The organism is Neorhizobium sp. LjRoot104, from assembly GCF_964253725.1.
Classification (GTDB): Bacteria; Pseudomonadota; Alphaproteobacteria; order Rhizobiales; family Rhizobiaceae; genus Neorhizobium.
This window is the reverse complement of the sequence record NZ_CAXURS020000002.1, coordinates 965,032-986,780: the sequence shown is the minus strand read 5'-3', so window position 1 is coordinate 986,780 and position 21,749 is coordinate 965,032. Positions and strand designations below refer to the sequence as shown.

The window sequence follows — 21,749 nt, the reverse complement described above, 5'->3', positions numbered from 1 at the left end:
TAGCCACCGCCCTATTATTTGAGGGTACGAATCCGTTTCAACATATGGCGTTTATGGTCCTGCCCACCGAAGAACACGGCAATGACTTGAACGATGCCCCTGCTCTCATGGACATCGAAATAGATGATCGCGCGGTTCTTGGTGACGTGACGCAAACCCTCAGCAATATCAGGGGACAATGTTCCCTGATAAGAGGTTCGTCCAATACCGAAGATATCGTTGCGGATGAGCCGGATGCGTTCAGAAGCTTGCTCAACCGCATCTTCAAGTGGCTGGCCCAACCGCATATGTGCATCAACGAGATGATCGAAGATCTGGTCGAGATCGATCTCACTTTCTTCCGAAAGTTCGACCTTATAGGCCATACTGAGTCTTCTTCGCCGCGATCAGCGCCTCGATGCGCTCATGGCTTTCCTCTTCCGAGAGAAACCGGCCCCGGCGCCGGCGTTCGATCAACGCCCTCAGCGCTTCGAGATCCTCTTCCCGCATCTCGGTCTCCTCACGGACCAGTTCCAGCCCCCGCTCGACGACGGCGGTCAGGCTTGGAAAATGGCCGTCTTCGACCAGCTTGCGGGCGAACTCTTCCTGCTGGAAGGAGAGCGAGACAGAGGCTTTCACGGACATGGCAGGGCGCTCCGGTTGAGGCCGCCAGAATACCTCCGACCACGGGTCGGGTCAATTTCACCATGTTCGGCAAGCGGCCGACACGCGGCGCCTTCAGAAAAGGATCGCATCGATGACCAGGAAAACCCTCGCCGACTGGCAGGCGCTTGCCGAGCGCGAGCTGAAGGCTTCGCCCGACACGCTGACCTGGCACACGCCTGAGGGCATCGACATCAAGCCGCTCTATACCGCTCAAGACCTTGAGGGCGTGGACCATCTCGACAGCCTGCCGGGCTTTGCGCCCTTCGTGCGCGGCCCGCGCGCCACCATGTATGCCGGCCGGCCGTGGACGATCCGCCAATATGCCGGCTTCTCGACCGCCGAAGCGTCGAACGCCTTCTATCGCCGCAATCTCGCCGGCGGCCAGAAGGGCCTGTCGGTCGCCTTCGACCTCGCCACCCATCGCGGTTACGACAGCGACCATCCCCGCGTCGAGGGCGATGTCGGCAAGGCGGGCGTGGCGATCGACTCGGTCGAGGACATGAAGATCCTGTTCGACGGCATCCCGCTGAAAGAGATGTCGGTGTCGATGACCATGAACGGCGCGGTCATCCCGATCCTCGCCTCGTTCATCGTCGCCGGCGAGGAACAGGGCTGTTCGCGGGCCGAGCTGTCGGGGACCATCCAGAACGACATTTTGAAGGAGTTCATGGTCCGCAACACCTATATCTATCCGCCCGAGCCCTCGATGCGGATCGTCGCCGACATCATCGAATATACGGCCAGGGAAATGCCGAGGTTCAATTCGATCTCGATATCCGGCTACCACATGCAGGAGGCGGGCGCGACGCTCGTCCAGGAGCTCGCCTTCACGCTGGCCGACGGCCGCGAATATGTCCGGGCCGCACTCGCCAAGGGTTTGAGCGTCGACGAGTTCGCCGGCCGGCTGTCCTTCTTCTTCGCGATCGGCATGAACTTCTTCATGGAGGCGGCCAAGCTGCGCGCCGCCCGCCTTCTGTGGTCGCGGATCATGGAGGAGTTCAAGCCGCAAAAGCCGTCGTCGCTGATGCTGCGCACCCATTGCCAGACATCCGGCGTGTCGCTGCAGGAGCAGGATCCCTATAACAACGTCATCCGCACCGCCTACGAGGCACTGTCGGCGGTGCTCGGCGGCACCCAGTCGCTGCACACCAACGCGCTCGACGAGGCGATGGCGCTGCCGACCGATTTCTCGGCCCGCATCGCCCGCAATACCCAGCTGATCCTCGCCCACGAGACCGGCGTGACGAAGGTCGTCGATCCGCTGGCCGGCTCCTATTATGTCGAGAGCCTGACCAGCGAGCTTGCGGAAAAGGCCTGGGCGCTGATCGAGGAAGTCGAGGCGATGGGCGGCATGACCAGGGCGGTCGCCGACGGCCTGCCGAAGCGGCTGATCGAGGAAGCCGCCACCCGTCGCCAGGCCGCCGTCGACCGGGGTGAGGAAATCATCGTCGGCGTCAACAAGTACCGGCTGGAAAACGAGGAGCCGATCGACATTCTCGCGATCGACAATACCGCCGTCCGCAAAGGCCAGATCAGGCGGCTGGAGGAGGTCCGCCGAAAGCGCGATCCGAAGCGCGTGGCGGCGGCGCTCGCCGTCCTGGAGGAGGCGGCCGAGACCGGCGAGGGAAACCTGCTGCAGGTGGCGATCGAGGCGGCTCGTGCCCGCGCCACCGTCGGTGAAATCTCCGACGCGATGCGCCAGGCCTTCGGCGGCCATTCCGCCGTGCCGGAGGTGGTCAGCGATATCTACGGACCTGCCTACGAGGACGATCCGGAATACAAGACGATCGTCGATCGCCTGTCCGGTTATGCCGAAAAGTCTGGCAGGCCGAAGATCATGGTCGCCAAGCTCGGCCAGGACGGCCACGACCGCGGCGCCAAGGTGATCGCGTCGGCGTTCGGCGATATCGGCTTCGAGGTTCTCGCCGGCCCGCTGTTCCAGACGCCGGAGGAAGCGGCGGACCTGGCCATCCGGGAAAAGGTCCAGGTGGTCGGCATGTCGTCGCTTGCTGCCGGCCACAGGACGCTTGCCCCGCAGCTGGTCGAGGCGCTGAAGCAGAAAGGCGCCGAAAACGTCATCGTCGTGGTCGGCGGCGTCGTGCCCCGCCAGGACTACGACTACCTGACGGACCACGGCATCGCCGCCGTCTTCGGCCCCGGCACAAATGTCCTCGATGCCGCAAACAGGATACTCGATCTGCTCGAGGGCAAGAGGCGCAATATCTGAGGGTCATGATGATCACAAGAGTGAACCACATCGCCATTGCCGTCCCGAACCTCGAACTAGCCAGCGCCACCTATCGGAAACTGGGCGTCACGGTTTCGGAGCCCCAGGAGCTTGCGGAACATGGGGTGCGAGTCAGCTTCATGGAGTTCGAGAACTTGAAACTGGAACTGGTGGAGGCTTTCGGCGATGGCTCGCCAATCCAGCGGTTCATGGAGAAGAACCCAGGCGGCGGGATGCACCATGTGTGCTTTGACGTGGAAGACCTGGGGGCCGCCGTGTCCGATCTCAGAGAGAGCGGCATACGCGTCCTGGGTTCGGGCGAGCCCAAGATCGGAGCTCACGGGAATCCCGTCGTCTTCGCATATCCTTCGGACCTGTTCGGCGTCCTCACCGAATTCGAGCAGGTATCGACGACGGAATCGCCCCCGCACTGACGATCGAAGCGGCACTTGACGCCCCCGGGCGGGTCCTAGCATATGAAGGCAGGTCCCTGTTCGAAGTCAGGCTAGAAGTGCAAGTGAACGCAGAAAAACACACATCCGCTCCCTCCCCGTTCTCTGTCGCGGACGAGCACTTTCTGCCGGGCATCGATATTCCAACCTACTCCACGCACGAGATCCGGATCATCCGCGGCACCTATAGGGCGATGGCGACGATCGGGACCCAGCAACTGTCCCTGCGCCGGATTGCGAAGGAACTGGATGTGAGTCCCGCCCTGATCGGTTATCACTTCAAGTCGAGGGATGCTCTCGTGATGGAGACGATGCGCTGGGCGCTGGCCGGAACAGTCCGCCGCATCGCGCGAAAGGTCGCCAGCATCGACGACGCGCGTGCCGCATTCTCGGCATTGATGGACGGCGTCTTCCTGGGACCCAAGCCAAGCCGCGACTTCCACCTCATTTACCTCGACCTCGTGCAGTACTCGACACGCGAATCTACGTTCGTCGAACTTGCGGATCTGTTGCGCACCCATATCGACGGCACTTACGCAAGCGTGATCCGGCAGGGGGTGCAGGCTGGTCTATTCGAGGTAGATGATATTGCCGTGGCCGCAAGGCGCGCCCGCGCCGTCGTCGAGGGCAGTTTTATCCAGTGGCTGCAGGACACGGACTGGGAGAACAGCTACCGTGCACTCAGAGAGGACTGCGAAGGCACGCTTCTCAAGCTCTTCAGCCCCGCGGGCACCTGATTCGCCAGCCTCTCCCGGTATAGATATTCCGCTCCACTCGGAGGAGTGCCGATTTGGCGTCCTCCCTGCGGAGGTCGTCCCTCTCCGGCCCATCGAAACGACTTGACAACTGTACAGTCAGCTCTAATATCGCTGAACAGTTGTTCAGCTTTGATGGAGGGGACTGAACAGGAGGACTGCTCTGTCTGCGTGAAGCCGACCGGGCACAACTGACATCACATATCAGCTTCAACGAAATGAAATCCCTGCAGCCAATGCAACGGCGTGGATCACCTCCAGTCGAATGCTTCTGCTCGGCCACGAACCATGCACGGGCGATGATAGGCATCATCCGCGCTCCACATCGACTGGGAGGAAACAGATGGCACATGTTGAGACAATGACGCGGACCGAGGGCATATCCTCGAGAGACCGGAAAGTTATTCTGGCTGCTTCGCTTGGAACAGTATTCGAGTTCTACGACTTCTTTCTGATCGGACTGGTGGCCAGCGAGATCGCGAAGGCGTTCTTCTCGGGCGTAAACCCGACGGCGGGCTTCATCTTCACACTGCTGGGCTTCGCTGCCGGCTTCATGCTCCGCCCGTTCGGCGCCATCGTCTTCGGCCGTCTCGGAGACCTCGTTGGCCGCAAATATACCTTCCTTGTGACGATCGTACTCATGGGCGGTTCGACATTCCTGATCGGGCTGCTGCCAGCATATGCGACGATCGGCGTGGCCGCTCCGATCCTGTTCGTGACCATGCGCATGCTGCAGGGCCTGGCGCTGGGAGGCGAGTTCGGAGGCGCTATGGTCTACGTGGCGGAGCATGCGCCTGCGGATAGACGTGCGACCTACACCGCCTACATCATCATGACAGCGGCGATCGGGTTCCTTCTTGCAGTTGCGGTGATCATTCCCCTGCGCCTTGCTCTGGGGCCGGACGCATTCGTTCTCTGGGGCTGGCGTGTCCCATTCCTGATCTCGATCGTACTGCTTGGCGTTTCGCTCTGGATTCGCCTGAAGCTTGACGAGTCACCCGAGTTCAAGCGCATGAAGGCGGAAGGCAAGGCTTCCAAGTCGCCGTTGGCCGAGACCTTCGGGACATGGAAGAACGTCAGGGTCATCATCATCGCCGCGCTGTGCATCCTGCCCGCCCAGGCCGTCATCTGGTACACAGGCCAGTTCTACACGTTGTTCTTCCTGACCAAGGTACTCAAGGTGGAAAACCTCGCGGCCAACATGATGCTCATCACGGCAACCGTTCTGACCGCGCCGCTCTATGTGGTCTTCGGCAGGCTCTCGGACAAGATCGGCAGGAAGCCCGTCTACGTCGTCGGCTACCTGATTGCCGCCCTAGTGACCATCCCGGCCTTCCAGGGGCTCACCCATTTCGCAAACCCCGCGCTCGAGGCGGCACAGGAGCGTGCTCCGATAACGATCGTCGCGGATCCGCAGGACTGCTCCTTCCAATTTAATCCGCTCGGTACCGCGAAATTCACGAATTCGTGTGACGTGGGCATCGGTGCAGTTACCGGACTTGGCCTCAATTATCGCAGCGAGGACGCTGCCGCAGGATCCGCAGCCTCAGTCCGCATCGGCGACCGCACAATCCCCAGTTATCGCGCCGACGCCGCGGATGCTGCCACACAGAAGACCCGCTTTGACGCCGAGCTGAAACAGGTTCTGACTGAAGCGGGTTATCCGCTCGGCAGCGCCAATCCCGACGAGATCAACGCTCCGGTCATCATCGCTCTGCTCTGCGTTCTTCTGGCGCTAGGAGCCATGGTGTTCGCGCCAACGACGACATCTCTCCTGGAGATGTTCCCTTCGCGCATCAGATACACCGCGATGTCGTTCCCGTATCATCTCAGCGCAGCGTGGTTCGGGGGGTTCCTTCCCGCAACGGCTTTCGCGATCGTCGCTGCCACGGGCAACAACTATGCCGGTCTCTACTATCCCGTCGGCATTGCTGCGGTCTGCATGGTGCTCAGCCTCGTCTTCGCCCGGGAGACGCGAGGCACCGACATTTCGAAGGGCTGATCGCCTTCAAGAGGGCTGCGGCAGAACAAGCCGCAGCCACAAGCTTTCACCGATAAACAAACAGGACCTTTCCAGCCGCCGTCACGTGCACGACCTCCTCGCGGCTAAGCGTTCCACCGAGGTACACGATGTCGCCGCCGAGCTTGTCGTTTCTTTCCATCTCGATGAACGTCCACTCCGCCACCATCGTCGATCCGGCCGAGACAGCTTTCTTGAACTGGAAGCTGAACTCGAGTCCGACCGCCTCGCCGTCATGTGTGAAATGATCCGCCACCAGGCCCATCATGAGGGCCGTATAGTGCGTCCCGCTGGCGATGATCCCGCCATACCGCGAGCGTCCGGCGGCCTCGCGGTCATGATGAAGCGGATTCGTGTCGCCTGCGGTTGACGCAAACGCTCTGATTCCCGCTTCATCGAAGTGGAATATTCTCTGAAATCTCTGTCCAATTGCAGGTGCCGCGCTACGCCCGTCCCGAGCAGTGTCCACCACGCTTCTCCCTTATGCATGGGCCATCCGGGCGGATAGCCGGGCCTGATGTTGTAAGACGAAAACCTCACTTGACAAGTGTACAGCGGACTCGTAGCGTCCTGAACACTTGTTCAGTACAGTCGATGAGGTGGAGCTCGTCGAAACATGGGAGGCAATTATGAACACTGCGAAATCCACTTGGGACCGCGTCCTGCAACTCGTGGAGACCTATTCCGCCGAAGACCTCAACGTAGCCTGGCATCTCTGCGACAGGCATCCGGAAGAGGCCGCGGCAAACACCATCATCCGCGACGATCTCTCTTACTCAGTGCTTACATATGGCGAACTTCGCGCCGAATCCGAAAGGCTGGCCGCGTCGTTCCTTGATCTTGGTATCAGGCGCGGCGACCGTATCGCGACCCTCATGGGCAAGGGTCGCGAATATCTCGCCACTATCCTTGCCATCTGGAGGATTGGCGCAGTGCATGTTCCGCTCTTCACTGCCTTCGCTCCCCCTGCGATCCAGTTCCGGCTCGACTCATGCGGCGCGAAACTCGTGGCGTGCGACGCATCGCAGCGGCCCAAGCTGAGGTTGATCGAACAAGAGACCGCCGCGAGGACTTGGCGGGTCATGACCACGGCTCCGGCCGTGGATGGCGATCTGTCGTTCGAAACGCTGCTGTCGGCAGGGAAGCCCGGCACGCCGAGCGTGGCTGTCGGTGGGGACGGCGCGTTCATCCAGATCTACACGTCCGGCACGACCGGAAAGCCTAAGGGCGTGGTCGTTCCGGCGAAAGCGCTTGCCGGGTTCCAGGCCTATGCCGAATTCGCGCTCGGGCTGCGATCCGAGGACGTCTTCTGGAATTCCGCGGACCCGGGCTGGGGCTACGGGCTGTATTTCGGCGTGCTTGCGACACTCACCACGGGGACGCCTTCGATCATGCTCTGCGCCGGGTTCTCGCCCGAACTCACGTACAAGGTCCTCTCGCAGTTCCACGTCACCAACTTCACCGCCGCACCCACTGTCTATCGCTCGCTGATTGGGTCGGGAATGACGCCTCCTCCGACCAAGCTGCGTTGTGCAAGCAGCGCCGGAGAGCCCCTCACTCCGGAGGTAAATGCCTGGAGCAAGGGCGCTCTCGGCGTTCATGTGCACGACCACTTCGGGCAGACGGAAGCTGGCATGCTGGTGAACAACCATCACCATCCCGATCTCAAACGCCCTCTCAAGGAAGGGTCAATGGGGCTACCGATGCCGGGATGGAGCGCTGTGGTCCTGCGGCTCGACAAGGACGAGCTTGCATCCGCAGGAGAGGTAGGACGTCTCGCCTTCGATCTGTCGGAAAGCCCGTTCGCCTGGTTTTCCGGGTACGTCGAAGAGCCCGCCAAGTCTCAGGAGAAGTTCGCCGGCGACGGAAGGTGGTATCTCTCGGGTGACCTCGCCAGGATCGATGACGAGGGATATGTCTACTTCAGCTCGCGTGATGACGACATTATCATCATGGCGGGATACCGGATCGGTCCGTTCGAGGTGGAATCGGTTCTTGCCACGCATCCGGGAGTGGCCGAGTCGGCGGTGATCGCGATCCCCGACACTGTGAGGGGCGAGGTACTCGAAGCTGCCGTCGTCTTGCGTTCAGGAGTGGTTCCTTCAGAGGCGCTCGCCAAGGAACTGCAGGGACACGTCAAGCAGAACTTTGCCGCCCACGCCTACCCGCGAAGGATCCATTTCGTTCCGAGTCTCCCCAAGACGCCGTCCGGGAAGATCCAGCGTTTCGTCGTGCGGCAGCAGGCCCGCGAGGGAACTCTAGAAACATTGGAGACGAAGGAAACCGCAAATGCTGATTGAAGGAAAGTTGTGCGCTGTGACCGGAGCCGCTTCGGGTCTCGGGCGCGCGACCGCCAAGGCGCTGCACGACGCAGGCGCCAACCTGCTGCTGCTCGACCTCAACAAGGAAAGGCTGCAGGAACTGCAGGCGGAGCTCGCGCCGGACACCAGTGTCGCCGCTGCGGTAGACATCAGAGATCCCGAGGAACTGGAGCAGGCCTTCGATGATGCGATCACTCGCTTTGGCTCGCTACGAGCCGCGGTGAGCTGCGCGGGCATAGCCTCGTCGGCGAAGATCGTGTCGCGTGGAGATCCCCACGACTTCGATCTGTGGCGCAGGGTCATCGACATCAACCTCAACGGCACCTTCAACGTGATGCGGCTTGCCGCAGCGCGGATGGTGAACAACAATCCCGTTGGCGAGGCCGGTGAACGCGGCGTGATCATCAACACGGCCTCGGTCGCGGCCGAGGACGGGCAGAAGGGTCAGGCCGCCTACGCCGCCAGCAAGGCCGGAGTCGCGGCTCTCTCCCTCCCAGTCGCACGCGATCTCGCAGAACATGGGGTACGCTGTGTAGCCGTGGCCCCGGGCCTCTTCGGTACCGAACTGTTCGAACAGATCCCCGGAAAGGGCATCGAGGCGCTCAAGCGCGCGCTGCTCTATCCGACGCGCATGGGACTGCCGATGGAATTCGCAATGCTCGTCAGGCACATCGTCGAGAACCCCTATCTCAACGGCTCGCTCATCCGCCTTGACGGCGGAGCGCGGCTTCCCGCATGACCGTGGAGGATACAGTGAACGAAGCTGCAGTCCATCTCGCCGCCGCTCCGCGCGAGCGCATCAACCAGCTTTGCGAGCATGACGGGCGCATCGCTTGGATCACCTTGTCACGGCCGGAGCGCGCGAACGCCCTTGACTCCGAGACCCTGGAACTCATCCTCGACGCGCTGGAAAGGGCCGAAGCCACACCGGGCGTAGAAGCCATCATCCTGCATGGCTCAGGCCAGCATTTCTGCGCAGGAGCCGACCTCAACGAGCTTCTTGGCAATGGCCCGGGCGGTGTGAGGAAACTGCTTGACCTCTTCCGTCAGGTGACGATCCGCATCGAGCAGTCCCATCTCGTCGTTGCCGCCGCCGTTCACGGAGCCGCCCGCGCCGGCGGCATCGAGATATCGCTGGCGTGCGACATAGTCATTGCAGCAAAATCGGCGACGTTCGGCGACGCCCATCTCTCGAAGGGCCTGCTTCCGGGAGGTGGGTCAACCGTGCGCCTGCCGCGCGCGATCGGATGGCAGCGCGCCAAATGGCTGATCCTGAGCGCAGAGTCGATCGACGCACAGACAGCGCGGGATTGGGGTCTCGCCTTCGATGTTGTAGATGATGCGGACCTTCTTGCCGCCGCGGAGAGACACCTCTTGGCGATGACGCACGGCGACACCGAGTCGATGCGCAGAGCGAAGATGCTCCTTTCCATGGTCGATGAACAGAACTTCTCGGATGGTTTGGAAGCGGAGATCGCGACGCTCGAGGAACATTGGAAGTCCGAGTCGTTCCAGAGTGGGGTCGGAGCGTTCCTGTCCCGCAGAACGACAAAATGAACTCGAAGAGTGGAAGCAAAGATGCAGACCGAACAGGATCCCATCGTGATCATATCCGCGGCCCGGACTCCCATCGGGTCGTTTCAGGGCGGATTGAAGAACCTGCATGCCCCCGAACTCGGCGGCATCGCGATCGAAGAAGCGCTGCGGCGGGGCTCAGTGCAGCCGGACGCGGTGGATGAACTGTTCATGGGCTGCGTCCTGCCTGCAGGACTGGGCCAGGCTCCGGCGAGGCAGGCCGCCCACAGGGCCGGGCTGCCTTGGTCTGTTCCTTGCTCGACTGTGAACAAGGTCTGCGGCTCCGGCATGAAGACGATCATGATGGCTCATGACGCTCTCTCTGCAGGCAGCGTCCGGCTTGCCGTCGCCGGCGGCATGGAGAGCATGACCAACGCCCCCTATCTGCTTGAAAAGCATCGCGGCGGAGCGCGCATGGGCCATGGTCAGATTATCGACCACATGTTCCTCGACGGACTGGAGGATGCCTACGACCGAGGCCGCTCGATGGGCACGTTCGCCGAGCAGACAGCCGAAGCCTACCAGTTCACTCGCGCCGAGCAGGACGCGTATGCGATGGAGAGTCTCGACAGGGCAACGAAGGCCATCAGCAATGGCGCGCTGCGGGAGGAAATCGTGGCCGTCGGAGAACTTGATACCGACGAGCAGCCAGGAAAGGCAAAGCGCGATAAGATCCCGCAGCTAAGAGCTGCTTTCAAGGAAGGCGGAACCATCACCGCCGCGAGTTCCGCGTCGATATCCGATGGGGCGGCAGCGGTAGTCATGACACGGCTATCGACCACCGAGAAGCTTGGGGCGCAGCCACTCGCCTACATCCGCGGTACGGCGGGCTTCGCACAGGAACCTAGCCTCTTCACCACAGCTCCCGTCTTCGCGATCAGAAGGCTGCTCGACAAGATCGGCTGGAGCGTGGATGAGGTGGACCTGTTCGAGATCAACGAGGCCTTTGCGATCGTTCCCATGGTGGCCATGCGCGACCTCGGTATTTCCCATGAGAAGCTCAACGTGAACGGCGGCGCCTGCGCTCTGGGCCATCCCCTCGGCTGCTCCGGAACAAGGGTGGCAGTTACGCTTCTGTCTGCGTTGAAGGCCCGCGGACTGTCCAAGGGTGTGGCTTCGCTCTGCATCGGGGGCGGAGAAGCAACCGCTGTCGCCATCGAACTCTTTCACTAACACAGGATACTCAGATGCGTCGCTTCTCAGGCAACGAACTTGGATCGCTGAAGAACTTCGCGCACGAGGTGGTGGTGGACCCGAGTCCGGGCCGGGGAGAGGTGCGGATCAGGGTGCAGGCGGTGGCGCTTGGCTTCGTTGACGGGCTAATCGTCGCTGGCCGCTACCAGATGATCCCGACATTGCCCTTCACGCCCGGGGGAGAGATCGCCGGGGTCGTCGATATGATTGGTCCGGACGTTCAGGATATCCGGATCGGAGCACGTGTCGTCGCCTGGCAGTTGGGAGGAGGACTCGCGGAATGTGCGATCGTGCCGGCGGCTGAGATCGACGTTATTCCGGCCGAACTCGGCATGGTCACCGCGGCGGCGATGATTGTCGACTACCAGACGGCAAGCTACGCCTTGGTCGAAAGAGGACAACTGAAACCCGGAGAGACCGTTCTCGTGGCCGGAGCTGCAGGAGGCGTAGGATCTGCCGCCCTCCAGATCGCACGAAATCTCGGCGCGCGTGTCATAGCACTGGTTTCCGATCCCTCGAAACATTCGCGAGCCATGGAATTGGGCGCAACCGTCGCCCTATCACCTTCGGACCCGAACCTGCGCAACGAACTGAGGAGATATGCGCCAGCGGGTGTCAACGTCGTCGTCGATCCGGTGGGAGGTTCGCTGAGCGAGACACTGTTCCGCTCCCTCGCAAAGGAGGGACGGCATCTCGTCATCGGGTTCGCGGCAGGTTCCATCCCCACGATCCGGTCAAACCTTGCGCTTCTCAAGAGCGCCTCATTGGTGGGCGTCGATCTCAGGCACTTCGTTGCCACCCATCCGGACGCTGCGCGGCGGCGGCGCGAAGAACTCTTCCGACAGGTCCTGGAGGGCCGACTTGCTCCGCCCATCACTGCCTTGTTCGAATTCCACCAGGCAAAAGAAGCTCTTGAGACGACGACCCATCGGGCGCGGGCGGGGAAACTGGTAGTTCTGCTTCGATAGATCGTGTCCCAGGGCGTTGTGCAGCTTCGTATGCGTGCCGGCCGTTCATGCCGCATACGAGCCAACGTCCTTCGCGGGGCACTCCTTGTGCCAGTCAACATCGCCCAATGCTGCTATCCCGTCTTTCGCCGCTTCAGCTTCCCGAACTGTATGTATCTGCATCGGAAGCCGTCATCGGCCTCGAATTGACGGCCAGATGCCAGCATGCCAGTTAGGTTATGGATTGTTGCGAAATAGCAGTTAGACAATATGCGTAGTTTTATCTCAATGTGACAATGGATCTGGAGGAATTGCGACTTTTCGTCCGTCGCAGTTGAGATGGAGGAACTATTATGAATTTCTATTTACGCGAAGTGCGGGGTCTCATGAGGGCTGCGATCCTTGCGGTCGCCGCAGTGCTTCTGCCAGGCCTTGCCAGTGCCGAAACCCTTGAGGGCGGGACAATTCGAATCGTTGTTCCCTACGCGCCTGGCGCGGCAACGGACAATCTGGCTCGGCTGCTTGCACAGGGGCTCGAAGAGAAGCTGAAGGTTACGGTCGTGATCGACAATCGGGCTGGCGGCGGTACCCAGATCGGGACCCGAGCCGTCGCCACCGCGAAGCCCGACGGGCGCACGCTTGGCTTCATAGATACCGCCTTCGCCATCAATCCGGGCTTGGTCGGGGCAGCTTTACCTTACGACACGATAAAGGATTTTACCCCGATATCCCTCATGGCGACAGCCCAGCTGGTGCTTGTGGTCAATCCAGCCGTCAAGGCCCAGAACATATCGGAGCTGGTCGCTTTGGCCAAAGCCGAGCCCGGAAAGGTTGGCTATGCCACCACCGGTGTCGGTAGCGCGCCTCACCTCGCGGGCCAGCAGTTCAAGGAAGCGACCGGCGCCAACATTGTCCATGTCCCCTTCAACAGCGGGGGCTTTCTGACGAACGTCGTCGGGGGCCACGTTGCGATGGCCTTTCCGGTAGTCGCTTCAGCGAGAGATTTCGTCGAGTCGGGCTCACTCCGCGCGCTGGCGGTCACGGGCCCCGAACGTGCCCGGCTGCTTCCCAACGTGCCGACGATGAAGGAGGCCGGATTCCCGGCGATTGACGCAACCCCCTTCTTCGGGCTGATAGGTCCGAAGGGTCTTCCGCCCGAGGTCCTCGCACAATTGAGCGAGACAGCAAGCGCCGCTTTACGGGAGGGTGCAATCAAGGAGAAAGTGGTTCAGACAGGGTTCAATCCTGTCGGCGGCAACTCGGCCGAATTCAAGCCATGGCTTGAGAAGGAGATCACCAAATGGGCCGGCGTGATCGAACGCAGCGGTGAGCGTCCCAAGTGAGCCGATGCAATGGCCCCGCTTCCGGCGGTAGCGGGGCCGAGCATCGACATATACCTGGCATCGCAGGTGCCGATGCCAGGGCTTGATTTGGCAATCAGCGCCTCGGCCGTGGGCGAACTTTGCTGTGCGCCGTTTACACGCCCTACCAGCCACGATTTGGATGTGACAGGTGAAGAAACAAATTAACACCAGCGATCTCGTTTCGGGAGCCGTCTTCCTCGGTGTCGGCGTCCTGTATGGGGTCACGGCTTACGAGACCCTGCCAATGGGCGAGGCGCTTAGCATGGGCCCGGGTTACTTCCCGGCTATTCTTTCGGGACTGCTCGCGTTGCTTGGCACCGTGATGATAGGACGAAGTTTCCATACGGTTCAGAGCATCGAGTTCGGCAAGATACCGCACCGGGCAATCGCCTTTATCACCGCGGCGATTCTGATTTTCGCTAACTTGCTGGACGAACTCGGATTGCCGTTGTGTGTGTTCGTCACGTCCTTCTTGGCATTCTTCGGGAAACGCGAAGCCAACCCTCTCAGAGGTGGAATTATTGCACTCGGCATAGCGATTTTCTGTACTGCGATCTTCGGTTTCGGCATTCGTCTTCCGATCCCGATCGTCGGCACTTGGATTGGCGGTCAATAACGATGGACATATTTGCGAATTTGGAACTTGGATTTGCCAGTGCCTTTCAAACGGTCAACCTGCTCTACTGCTTTCTAGGGGTGTTATTAGGAACGATAATCGGGGTTCTTCCCGGCATCGGCCCGCTTGCGACCATGGCAATGCTATTGCCCCTCACCTTTGGCCTCGATCCTACCACGTCGCTCATTATGCTGGCCGGGATCTATTACGGCTCCCAATACGGTGGCTCGACGACTGCAATTCTGCTCAACTTGCCGGGCGAATCGTCCTCGGCGGTAACGACGATCGATGGCTATCAGATGGCGCAACGCGGGCGCGCCGGACCCGCGCTCGCGGCCGCGGGCCTCAGTTCCTTCTTCGCCGGCACCGTGGCCACCATCGTCATTGCCGTTGTGGCCCGACCGCTCACGGCTATGGCACTGAGCTTCGGACCTGCGGAATATTTCTCCCTTATGATGGTAGGGCTTGTCTCATCGATCGCGCTGGCATCGGGTTCTGTCATCAAGGCGATTGCCATGATTTGCCTCGGCCTTCTTTTGGGCCTGACCGGCACGGATATCAACACCGGCACCCCGCGCTTCACCTTTGGCAGCCTGGATCTCCTTGACGGCTTCGATTTCGTGGCGATCGCTGTCGGTATGTTCGGCATCGGTGAAATCCTGCGAAATCTGGAAACATCCAGTTCCGGTGGCGGGGTGATCAGCAAGGTGGGACGGCTGTGGCCCTCAAAGTCCGATTTTACGCGCATACTCGGCCCCTCCGTTCGTGGCACGGTAATCGGTTCACTTCTGGGCGTATTGCCCGGCGGAGGCGCGCTTCTTTCGTCGTTCGTTGCCTACAACGTCGAAAAGAAAGTCTCCAAGAATTCCAGCGAGTTTGGCAAGGGCGCGATCGAAGGCGTTGCCGCTCCGGAAGCCGCCAACAACGCCGGAGCTCAGACCTCATTCATTCCAATGCTCTCGCTCGGCATTCCCTCCAACGTGGTAATGGCGATGATGATCGGCGCGATGGTCATGCAGGGTATCGTGCCCGGGCCAAACGTCGTCACAAGTCACCCCGACCTCTTTTGGGGGCTTATCGTGTCAATGTGGATCGGGAACGCCATGCTGGTCGTTCTCAATCTTCCCCTTGTCGGAATATGGGTCACGCTATTGCGGGTACCTTATGACGTGCTGTTTCCGTCCATCATCGCGTTCTGCTGCATCGGCGTGTTCAGCGTCGAAAACAGCCCGTTCAGCGTCAACGTCATCATAGGGGCAGGCCTGGCCGGTTACTTCCTGGTCAAGATCGGATGCGAACTTCCGCCGTTCATTCTCGGGTTCATCCTCGGGCCGATGCTGGAAGAACATTTCAGGCGGGCGATGCTTATCTCGGCAGGGGACCCATTTGTCTTCGTTCAACGGCCGATAAGCGCGGTACTTCTACTGATAGCCCTGGCGACCCTTGTCGCCGTCAGCCTGCCTGCGATATCCCGCAAGCGGACCGAGGTGTTCGTCGAAGACGACTGAAGAAGGAGAGCAGCGCGGTCGAGATCGGAGCGTGGAGGCACGATCGTATCTATCGCAGCGCTCCACCGGAACTCTCCTTCGATTTCCTGCATGCCCGGCGGATACAATCGGCGAGTTCATTCAGATACCGCGAGCCTTTTCGGTTGACCGAGCGCACCAAGCTGAGCTTTACGGTAGCGCTTGGATGAAGACGGCGTGAAACGAGGCCACGCTCGCGGCCTTCGCGGAGCCCCGCCTCATCAAGTACCGCGACCCCGAGGCCTGCCTTCACGAAGCTACACGCCGTGTTCGATTGGGATACTTCAATGGAAATCGGTAGTTCGATGCCGGTTTCGCTCATGATACGCCGGAGCGCGGCACCCACCGGCTGCGTCTTGCCCAATGCGATGATGTCGTAGGCCTTCAGGTCAGCCAACTCGACTTGCTCCAGCGCTGCGAGAGCATGGCCTTCAGGCATCAGACACCCGACGTCGTCCTCGTTCACATATTCGACATCCAGCGACTGATCGACCGTCGCCTCGTATATAACCCCGATGTCCGCGCGGTTCTTGGCGATAAGCTCCGAAATTTCCATCGTTGTCCTGGTACGGACGATCAGAGAAATATTCGGGTAACGCGCGCGAAATTCACGCAATGCCTCCGGCAACAGGTTTGACGCCACGACAGGGTTTGTCACGATATGGATCTGGCCATCATGGCCGTCGCGGAGATTCGCCGCGTTTCGCTTCACGGCTTCCATCGCAGCCAATGCCTGGAGAAAGCCGGGGTAGAGATCGAATGCTTCGGGCGTAGGTAATAGTTTCTTATTCTGCCTCCGAAACAATGGCAGACCCAGTCTGCCCTCAAGGTTTCTTAGCAGCTTGCTGGCGGCCGGCTGCGACATTGCCAGAGCGTTGGCGGCGCTTGTCAGGGTTCCCAATTCCATTGTTGCCACGAAAAGTTCGAACTCCCGTAGACTGATCTGCATGTCCCTCTCCCGCTTGAATTGGCTTGCAGGAAACAAGCGCCCTCATGCCAATCTGGTTATGGATAATTGTCAAAATGCAGTTAGACAATATGTGACGCCCTGCACCATTATCCTCGCTGAAATGGAGGAGCGTGTGCATTCATGAGAATTTCTCAGATCGAGGGCTATCATCTCGGTTTTGTTCCTGATCCGGCACTTGGTAATGCCCAGACCTTTATCCGCCGCCGCGAATTTCTGCTGGTAAGCGTCGTCACCGAATGCGGCAAACGGGGATGGGGAGAGGTCTTCAATTCACCCTTTGCTGCAGGGGCATTCATCAAAGCCAAGCTCGCGCCCCTGGTGCTTGGGGAGAGCGTTCTGAACCGTATTCCGATTTTCGAGAAAATGCGGGCTTCGCTGGCCTATGACAAACGCGGTGCGGGTCGCATGGCGCTTTCCGCCATAGACATGGCGGTTCACGACGCGGCTGGCCAGGTCCTCGGATTGCCGGTTGCCGGCTTGCTTGGCGGCCATGTCCGCGACCGCGTGTTCGTCTACGCTTCGGGGCCATTCATCAGGGAGGGCAGCGGATACGAAGATTATCCAGTCGAGGTCGAAAACTATCTCCGCAGCGGGTTCCAGGCGATCAAGCCGCGAGCCGGACTTAATCCTGCAAAAGACGGTCGCATGGTGACCGAGCTTCGGTCCATGGTCGGTGACGATATCGGCTTGATGGTCGATGTGAACCAGGGCTACTCACTGAGCGGTGCGATAGAGTCCTTGCGTCGCATGGAAGATGCCGGGCTGATGTGGGTGGAAGAGCCCTTGCCGCCGGAAAATCTGTCCGGATACCGCCAGTTGGCGCGAACCTCCCGCGTCGCGCTGGCCGGCGGCGAGGCGCTGGGAACGCCGGCGGCCTTCCGGGACTTCCTCGAAGCGGACACTTTTTCAGTCCTCCAACCCGACCCGACGGTATGCGGCGGCTTTACCGGATACCGACAGATCTCCGCGCTCGGCATGGCCTACGATGTTCCCACCATCCCGCATAGTTTCGGTACGATCGTCAATGCGACGGCTTCCTTGCATCTGGCCGCGCTCGAGCCCGAGCGTCGAGGCGGCGGTCCAGCCAGCTATCCCTATGTCGAATACGACATGACCTTCAATCCGCTTCTAGCACTGCGCGAAATCTCCGTCGGCGGAGATGGCCGTATCGCCTTGTCCGATGCGCCCGGCCTTGGCCTGGACTTGAAACCCGAAGAGTTGGCCCCCTGGCTTACAGACCAGTGGTCCCTCGCTACCCACTAACGGCGGTCGGGGCAGCCATGGGCCAGATGACCGTATTGAAAATGAGCTACCCGGCCCTGGCCTCCGGCCCAGTGAGCGATTTTCCGCCGGAACCGCCGCAGCTGCAAGGTCACGCCAAGGACTTCGGGGCGGCGCCCTTTCCAGACGGTGCAGGAAGGCTGAGCTCTCGGAATATAGGTTGCTCGATACAGTGGGACATCGCGGTATGACGACAGGTGCGAATCTCGACCAGCTAGGCCAATTCCGATCCGGCTTTCTGGGGAAAATTGCCTCGGACGCTGTCGTCCTGAATGAAGTCGGGGAAGCGGACCTGGATTGCTTCGATTATCGACAGAGTGCCCGACAGATGTTTTCGCATCGCCGCGACGGCCGCTTCCGTATCCGCATTCTCTATGGCTTTCACGATCTCATGATGGTCGGCCAGAAGGGACTGCATCTTGCCGGGCATGGGAAGATTGAGGCGGCGGAGACGATCGAGATGGACACTCTTCTCGCGTATCACCTTCCAGAGTTCCGGATTGCGGCTGCGGACATAGAGCACCCGATGAAACTCTTTGTCGAAGGCGTCAAATCTGTCATACGCAGCGGGGTCGGCAAAACGCTCCTGTTGTTTGAGAATGTGCGCAAGGGCCGCCGCTGTCTCGGCAGGTGTCTCGGCGATCAGCCTGCGGATGGCCTCCAGTTCGACGGAAAGTCGCAGAAACTGCGCCTGACGAGCATGATTGACATTGATCCGCGAAACACGGGTTGCGTACTGCGGATAGATGTCAACGAGCCCGTCCTCCTGCAACCGCAAAAGGGCGTCGCGAACTGGTGTCACGCTGACCCCGAATTCGTCTTGAAGAGCGGTGCGCGAAAGCGCGGCACCAGGCTCAAGCGCAACGGTCAGAATTCTTTCTTTCAATATTTCATGAACCTGGACAGCAACCTGACGCGATCTGTCGAGCGTCATGACGTTGTTCTTCAGTGGCATTTTCAGACTCCGTTCGCTTGCGACAAGTGATTACCACGGAATTTTCCTTGATGCACTGATGTTTTAGTGTACTAATGCATCACCGATCGCAAGGAGGCGAGAGGTTCCGCACACGCTCTGGGAGGATCCAAGATGAAGAAGCTAATTCGCAGCGTAGCCGCGCTAGCCGCCATGATCGGTGTCGCTCTACCGGCTGCCGCTCAGGAGAAGACCTCAATATCCATTACGCGCCAGCCGGGCATTCTTTACCTTGCCAGTCATGTGATGGAGACGCAGAAACTAATCGAAAAACAGGCCGAGGCGCAGGGTATCAAGGGCGTCACGGTCGAGTGGCGGACCTTTAGCGGTGGCGGTGCGCAGACCGACGCCCTGCTCGCGGGCAGTGTCGATATCGTCAATACGGGTACGGGAAACCTGCTCCTTCTTTGGGATCGCACCAAAGGCAAGGTGAAGGGTATCATTACCAGCTCTGCCCAGCCGGTGATCATGGTCTCCAACGATCCTCGGATCAAAACCCTGGACGACATCACGCCGCAAGATAAGATCGCCGTTCCGACTGTCGGCGTTTCCACGCAGGCGATCCTTCTCCAGATAGCGGCCGCGGCGAAATATGGCGACGCGCAGGTGAAGAAGTTCGACCCCAATACCGTACAACTCGGCCATCCGGATGCGGTCGCAGCGATTTCGAATCCGAGCCACGAAGTCAAGAACCACTTCGCCGCTCCTCCCTTCCAGTACATCGAACTCAAACAGAAGGGCGTTCATCGTGTTACGGATTCCCGCGAGATTCTCGGTGGGGCGCTGACCCAGGCGACGTTTTTCACCACGACCGGTTTTGCCGATGCCAACCCCAAGCTCATCATCGCGGTTCGCGAGGCGACAAAGGAGGCCATCGGCTTCATCAAGAAGGATCCAAAGGCAGCGCTCGAAGCCTACAAGGCTGTTACGGGAGACAAAACGTCGATCGACGACCTGATGGCGATCATGAACGAGCCGGGCTTCATCGACGACTATCGCATCGATCCGCAGGGAACGATGAAGTTCGCCACTCACCTGAACAAAATTGGCACGCTGAAGACCATGCCCAAGGCGTGGACAGACTATTACCTCCCCGTATCCGCGGACCTGAACGGGAACTGAGGGTGCTGCTGCTTGAGCGAGGCCGCCCGGCCGGCTTCGCTCAAGCCAATCACAAGGATCCATTTCGATGCTTCAGACTATAGTAAAGGCTCCGGCAACGCCGGCCCAGGCCCGAAACGAAAACGCGCTCCTGAGCGTCGATAACGTTACGCTGCGCTACAAGACCCCGAGCCTGTTGGTGACGGCGACAGAAAATGTGAGCTTCAACGTCTGCCAGTCAGACCGATTCATTCTGCTCGGTCCTTCTGGCTGCGGAAAATCCACTCTCCTGAAGGCGGTCGGCGGCTACATGAAGCCGGTCAGCGGCTCCATCAGGATCAATGGCAAGACCGTTTCGAAGCCCGGGCCTGATCGGATGATGGTCTTTCAGGAATTCGATCAGCTCATGCCCTGGAAAACCGTTCTCGAAAACGTCGTGTTTCCTCTCGTGACGGCCCGCAAGCTGCCGAGAAAGGAAGCCGAGGATATAGCTCGCGGATATATCGAGAAGGTCAAACTGACCCGGGCCGTCGACAGCTACCCCCACACGCTCTCGGGCGGAATGAAGCAGCGCGTTGCTATCGCGCGCGGCATGGCGATGCAGCCTGACATACTTCTCATGGACGAGCCCTTCGCCGCCCTCGACGCCCTGACGCGGCGGCAGATGCAGGACGAACTGCTCCAGCTCTGGGAAGACACGAAATTTACCGTGATTTTCGTGACCCATTCGATTGCCGAAGCCATCAAGATTGCCAATCGCATACTGCTGCTGTCGCCGCATCCAGGCCGCGTTAAAGCCGAGGTAATCAATGTCGACCAGGCGTCGGCGGAGGACGGCAGCGCCGCCGCGCTGGAGCGCGAAATCCACGACATGCTTTTTTCTGAACCCGGACACCGGGAGTGACAGACATGAACAAACCTCAAATCCTTCTGGCCGCCACCGACCCACAGGCTGGTGCACCGATGTCGAACATCTCGACCGTCGAGCAAAAACTCAGCGCGTTTGAGACGCTCTGGGGTATCAGCGCCCTGCGCAAGGCGCTGATCATCTTGATTCTCGGAATATTCTGGCAGCTGTATGCCTCGCACCTCGACAACCCGCTTCTCTTTCCGACCTTGACGGATACCTTCGCGGCCCTGATCGACAGGTTTGCCGACGGCACCCTGCCCTCCCGCATCTGGACAACGCTCAAAATCCTCCTTGCAGGTTACGCCGCGGGCAGCGTTCTCGCTGCGATCCTTACCGTTCTTGCAATCAACACCCGCATCGGGACGGACTTCCTTGAGACCATGACGGCAATGTTCAATCCCCTCCCCGCGATCTCGCTGTTGCCGCTGGCTCTGATCTGGTTCGGACTGGGCGCATCGAGCCTTGTTTTCGTTCTCATACATTCGGTGCTTTGGGCCGTGGCGTTGAACACGCATTCGGGTTTTCTCGGGGTATCCCGGACCCTTCGAATGGTCGGGGCGAACTACGGGTTGACCGGCTTTGCCTATGTGACGCGGATACTGATCCCCGCCGCGTTCCCGTCGATCCTGACGGGCCTCAAGATAGGATGGGCTTTCGCATGGCGGACCCTGATTGCAGCTGAACTGGTGTTCGGCGTATCGTCCGGCCAAGGCGGCCTTGGTTGGTTTATTTTCGAGAACCGCAACCTTCTTGATATTCCAGCGGTGTTTGCAGGCCTTCTGACCGTGATCGTTATCGGCCTCATCGTCGAGAACCTGATTTTCCAGACGATCGAAAAGCGCACCATCCAGAAATGGGGAATGAAGGAATAG

Annotated in this window: 21 protein-coding genes; 16 read left to right on the top strand and 5 right to left on the bottom strand. The window is 60.1% G+C overall.

Features of this window, described 5'->3' with window-relative positions; all coding sequences use genetic code 11:
• Nucleotides 1-14: 14 nt before the first annotated feature.
• Nucleotides 15-365, bottom strand: a complete 351-nt coding sequence (locus ACSQ8R_RS26810) for a type II toxin-antitoxin system RelE/ParE family toxin (RefSeq protein ID WP_436256374.1) — start codon at nucleotides 363-365, stop codon at nucleotides 15-17.
• Nucleotides 355-624, bottom strand: coding sequence for a type II toxin-antitoxin system ParD family antitoxin (locus ACSQ8R_RS26805; protein ID WP_436256373.1), 270 nt, complete (start codon nucleotides 622-624; stop codon nucleotides 355-357). Before ACSQ8R_RS26805 ends, ACSQ8R_RS26810 begins: the two co-directional genes overlap by 11 nt.
• Nucleotides 625-736: 112 nt before the next feature.
• On the opposite strand from ACSQ8R_RS26805, the gene scpA reads away from it, so the two are divergent.
• The 4 genes from scpA to ACSQ8R_RS26785 all read left to right on the top strand — a co-directional run bounded on the left by scpA (nucleotide 737) and on the right by ACSQ8R_RS26785 (nucleotide 6,081).
• Complete coding sequence (gene scpA, locus ACSQ8R_RS26800) at nucleotides 737-2,872, top strand: methylmalonyl-CoA mutase (RefSeq protein ID WP_436256372.1); 2,136 nt, start codon at nucleotides 737-739, stop codon at nucleotides 2,870-2,872.
• 8 nt (nucleotides 2,873-2,880) lie between these two features.
• Nucleotides 2,881-3,306, top strand: coding sequence for a methylmalonyl-CoA epimerase (gene mce, locus ACSQ8R_RS26795; protein ID WP_436257293.1), 426 nt, complete (start codon nucleotides 2,881-2,883; stop codon nucleotides 3,304-3,306).
• An 83-nt stretch (nucleotides 3,307-3,389) separates the two neighbouring features.
• Nucleotides 3,390-4,061, top strand: coding sequence for a TetR/AcrR family transcriptional regulator (locus ACSQ8R_RS26790; RefSeq protein WP_436256371.1), 672 nt, complete (start codon nucleotides 3,390-3,392; stop codon nucleotides 4,059-4,061).
• Nucleotides 4,062-4,422: 361 nt separating this feature from the next.
• Complete coding sequence (locus tag ACSQ8R_RS26785; RefSeq protein ID WP_436256370.1) at nucleotides 4,423-6,081, top strand: MFS transporter; 1,659 nt, start codon at nucleotides 4,423-4,425, stop codon at nucleotides 6,079-6,081.
• Nucleotides 6,082-6,127: 46 nt separating this feature from the next.
• Here the strand turns inward: ACSQ8R_RS26785 and ACSQ8R_RS26780 are convergent, their stop codons facing one another.
• Complete coding sequence (locus tag ACSQ8R_RS26780; protein ID WP_436256369.1) at nucleotides 6,128-6,568, bottom strand: MaoC family dehydratase; 441 nt, start codon at nucleotides 6,566-6,568, stop codon at nucleotides 6,128-6,130.
• A 160-nt stretch (nucleotides 6,569-6,728) separates the two neighbouring features.
• Between ACSQ8R_RS26780 and ACSQ8R_RS26775 the strand changes: the two genes are divergently transcribed.
• The 8 genes from ACSQ8R_RS26775 (at nucleotide 6,729) to ACSQ8R_RS26740 (ending at nucleotide 15,624) form a co-directional block, all read left to right on the top strand.
• Nucleotides 6,729-8,399: an AMP-binding protein gene (locus ACSQ8R_RS26775; protein ID WP_436256368.1), complete on the top strand. Its 1,671-nt coding sequence runs from the start codon at nucleotides 6,729-6,731 to the stop codon at nucleotides 8,397-8,399.
• Nucleotides 8,389-9,159: an SDR family NAD(P)-dependent oxidoreductase gene (locus tag ACSQ8R_RS26770; RefSeq protein ID WP_436256367.1), complete on the top strand. Its 771-nt coding sequence runs from the start codon at nucleotides 8,389-8,391 to the stop codon at nucleotides 9,157-9,159. Before ACSQ8R_RS26775 ends, ACSQ8R_RS26770 begins: the two co-directional genes overlap by 11 nt.
• Nucleotides 9,156-9,977 carry an enoyl-CoA hydratase/isomerase family protein gene (locus tag ACSQ8R_RS26765; RefSeq protein ID WP_436256366.1) on the top strand — a complete coding sequence of 274 codons (822 nt, stop codon included), beginning with the start codon at nucleotides 9,156-9,158 and terminating at the stop codon, nucleotides 9,975-9,977. Before ACSQ8R_RS26770 ends, ACSQ8R_RS26765 begins: the two co-directional genes overlap by 4 nt.
• A gap of 21 nt (nucleotides 9,978-9,998) precedes the next feature.
• Nucleotides 9,999-11,168, top strand: coding sequence for an acetyl-CoA C-acyltransferase (locus ACSQ8R_RS26760; protein WP_436256365.1), 1,170 nt, complete (start codon nucleotides 9,999-10,001; stop codon nucleotides 11,166-11,168).
• 14 nt (nucleotides 11,169-11,182) lie between these two features.
• Nucleotides 11,183-12,157: an NADPH:quinone oxidoreductase family protein gene (locus tag ACSQ8R_RS26755; protein WP_436256364.1), complete on the top strand. Its 975-nt coding sequence runs from the start codon at nucleotides 11,183-11,185 to the stop codon at nucleotides 12,155-12,157.
• 365 nt (nucleotides 12,158-12,522) lie between these two features.
• The gene (locus tag ACSQ8R_RS26750) at nucleotides 12,523-13,479 is read left to right on the top strand and encodes a tripartite tricarboxylate transporter substrate binding protein (protein ID WP_436256363.1); all 957 of its coding nucleotides are present in this window, start codon (nucleotides 12,523-12,525) and stop codon (nucleotides 13,477-13,479) included.
• 169 nt (nucleotides 13,480-13,648) lie between these two features.
• Entirely contained in the window at nucleotides 13,649-14,116 is a 468-nt protein-coding gene (locus ACSQ8R_RS26745) for a tripartite tricarboxylate transporter TctB family protein (RefSeq protein WP_436256362.1), read from the top strand.
• Nucleotides 14,117-14,118: 2 nt separating this feature from the next.
• Nucleotides 14,119-15,624: a tripartite tricarboxylate transporter permease gene (locus tag ACSQ8R_RS26740; protein WP_436256361.1), complete on the top strand. Its 1,506-nt coding sequence runs from the start codon at nucleotides 14,119-14,121 to the stop codon at nucleotides 15,622-15,624.
• 49 nt (nucleotides 15,625-15,673) lie between these two features.
• Here the strand turns inward: ACSQ8R_RS26740 and ACSQ8R_RS26735 are convergent, their stop codons facing one another.
• On the bottom strand, nucleotides 15,674-16,591 hold the full coding sequence (locus ACSQ8R_RS26735) for a LysR family transcriptional regulator (RefSeq protein ID WP_436256360.1): 918 nt from the start codon (nucleotides 16,589-16,591) through the stop codon (nucleotides 15,674-15,676).
• A 141-nt stretch (nucleotides 16,592-16,732) separates the two neighbouring features.
• Here ACSQ8R_RS26735 and ACSQ8R_RS26730 point away from each other — a divergent pair, with 141 nt between their 5' ends.
• Complete coding sequence (locus ACSQ8R_RS26730) at nucleotides 16,733-17,875, top strand: mandelate racemase/muconate lactonizing enzyme family protein (protein WP_436256359.1); 1,143 nt, start codon at nucleotides 16,733-16,735, stop codon at nucleotides 17,873-17,875.
• Between the two features lie 232 nt (nucleotides 17,876-18,107).
• Here the strand turns inward: ACSQ8R_RS26730 and ACSQ8R_RS26725 are convergent, their stop codons facing one another.
• Nucleotides 18,108-18,848: a GntR family transcriptional regulator gene (locus tag ACSQ8R_RS26725; protein ID WP_436256358.1), complete on the bottom strand. Its 741-nt coding sequence runs from the start codon at nucleotides 18,846-18,848 to the stop codon at nucleotides 18,108-18,110.
• A gap of 132 nt (nucleotides 18,849-18,980) precedes the next feature.
• Between ACSQ8R_RS26725 and ACSQ8R_RS26720 the strand changes: the two genes are divergently transcribed.
• The 3 genes from ACSQ8R_RS26720 to ACSQ8R_RS26710 all read left to right on the top strand — a co-directional run bounded on the left by ACSQ8R_RS26720 (nucleotide 18,981) and on the right by ACSQ8R_RS26710 (nucleotide 21,749).
• The gene (locus ACSQ8R_RS26720) at nucleotides 18,981-19,988 is read left to right on the top strand and encodes an ABC transporter substrate-binding protein (protein ID WP_436256357.1); all 1,008 of its coding nucleotides are present in this window, start codon (nucleotides 18,981-18,983) and stop codon (nucleotides 19,986-19,988) included.
• Between the two features lie 67 nt (nucleotides 19,989-20,055).
• On the top strand, nucleotides 20,056-20,871 hold the full coding sequence (locus ACSQ8R_RS26715; protein ID WP_436256356.1) for an ABC transporter ATP-binding protein: 816 nt from the start codon (nucleotides 20,056-20,058) through the stop codon (nucleotides 20,869-20,871).
• A 59-nt stretch (nucleotides 20,872-20,930) separates the two neighbouring features.
• Complete coding sequence (locus tag ACSQ8R_RS26710; protein WP_436257292.1) at nucleotides 20,931-21,749, top strand: ABC transporter permease; 819 nt, start codon at nucleotides 20,931-20,933, stop codon at nucleotides 21,747-21,749.

Bases quoted from the DNA above. Each gene is read 5' to 3' on its own strand.
- ACSQ8R_RS26810 (WP_436256374.1), bottom strand. From the start codon at position 365: ATGGCCTATAAGGTCGAACTTTCGGAAGAAAGTGAGATCGATCTCGAC.
- ACSQ8R_RS26805 (WP_436256373.1), bottom strand. From the start codon at position 624: ATGTCCGTGAAAGCCTCTGTCTCGCTCTCCTTCCAGCAGGAAGAGTTC.
- scpA (WP_436256372.1), top strand. From the start codon at position 737: ATGACCAGGAAAACCCTCGCCGACTGGCAGGCGCTTGCCGAGCGCGAG.
- mce (WP_436257293.1), top strand. From the start codon at position 2,881: ATGATCACAAGAGTGAACCACATCGCCATTGCCGTCCCGAACCTCGAA.
- ACSQ8R_RS26785 (WP_436256370.1), top strand. From the start codon at position 4,423: ATGGCACATGTTGAGACAATGACGCGGACCGAGGGCATATCCTCGAGA.
- ACSQ8R_RS26775 (WP_436256368.1), top strand. From the start codon at position 6,729: ATGAACACTGCGAAATCCACTTGGGACCGCGTCCTGCAACTCGTGGAG.
- ACSQ8R_RS26770 (WP_436256367.1), top strand. From the start codon at position 8,389: ATGCTGATTGAAGGAAAGTTGTGCGCTGTGACCGGAGCCGCTTCGGGT.
- ACSQ8R_RS26765 (WP_436256366.1), top strand. From the start codon at position 9,156: ATGACCGTGGAGGATACAGTGAACGAAGCTGCAGTCCATCTCGCCGCC.
- ACSQ8R_RS26760 (WP_436256365.1), top strand. From the start codon at position 9,999: ATGCAGACCGAACAGGATCCCATCGTGATCATATCCGCGGCCCGGACT.
- ACSQ8R_RS26755 (WP_436256364.1), top strand. From the start codon at position 11,183: ATGCGTCGCTTCTCAGGCAACGAACTTGGATCGCTGAAGAACTTCGCG.
- ACSQ8R_RS26750 (WP_436256363.1), top strand. From the start codon at position 12,523: ATGAGGGCTGCGATCCTTGCGGTCGCCGCAGTGCTTCTGCCAGGCCTT.
- ACSQ8R_RS26740 (WP_436256361.1), top strand. From the start codon at position 14,119: ATGGACATATTTGCGAATTTGGAACTTGGATTTGCCAGTGCCTTTCAA.
- ACSQ8R_RS26735 (WP_436256360.1), bottom strand. From the start codon at position 16,591: ATGCAGATCAGTCTACGGGAGTTCGAACTTTTCGTGGCAACAATGGAA.
- ACSQ8R_RS26730 (WP_436256359.1), top strand. From the start codon at position 16,733: ATGAGAATTTCTCAGATCGAGGGCTATCATCTCGGTTTTGTTCCTGAT.
- ACSQ8R_RS26725 (WP_436256358.1), bottom strand. From the start codon at position 18,848: ATGCCACTGAAGAACAACGTCATGACGCTCGACAGATCGCGTCAGGTT.
- ACSQ8R_RS26720 (WP_436256357.1), top strand. From the start codon at position 18,981: ATGAAGAAGCTAATTCGCAGCGTAGCCGCGCTAGCCGCCATGATCGGT.
- ACSQ8R_RS26715 (WP_436256356.1), top strand. From the start codon at position 20,056: ATGCTTCAGACTATAGTAAAGGCTCCGGCAACGCCGGCCCAGGCCCGA.
- ACSQ8R_RS26710 (WP_436257292.1), top strand. From the start codon at position 20,931: ATGTCGAACATCTCGACCGTCGAGCAAAAACTCAGCGCGTTTGAGACG.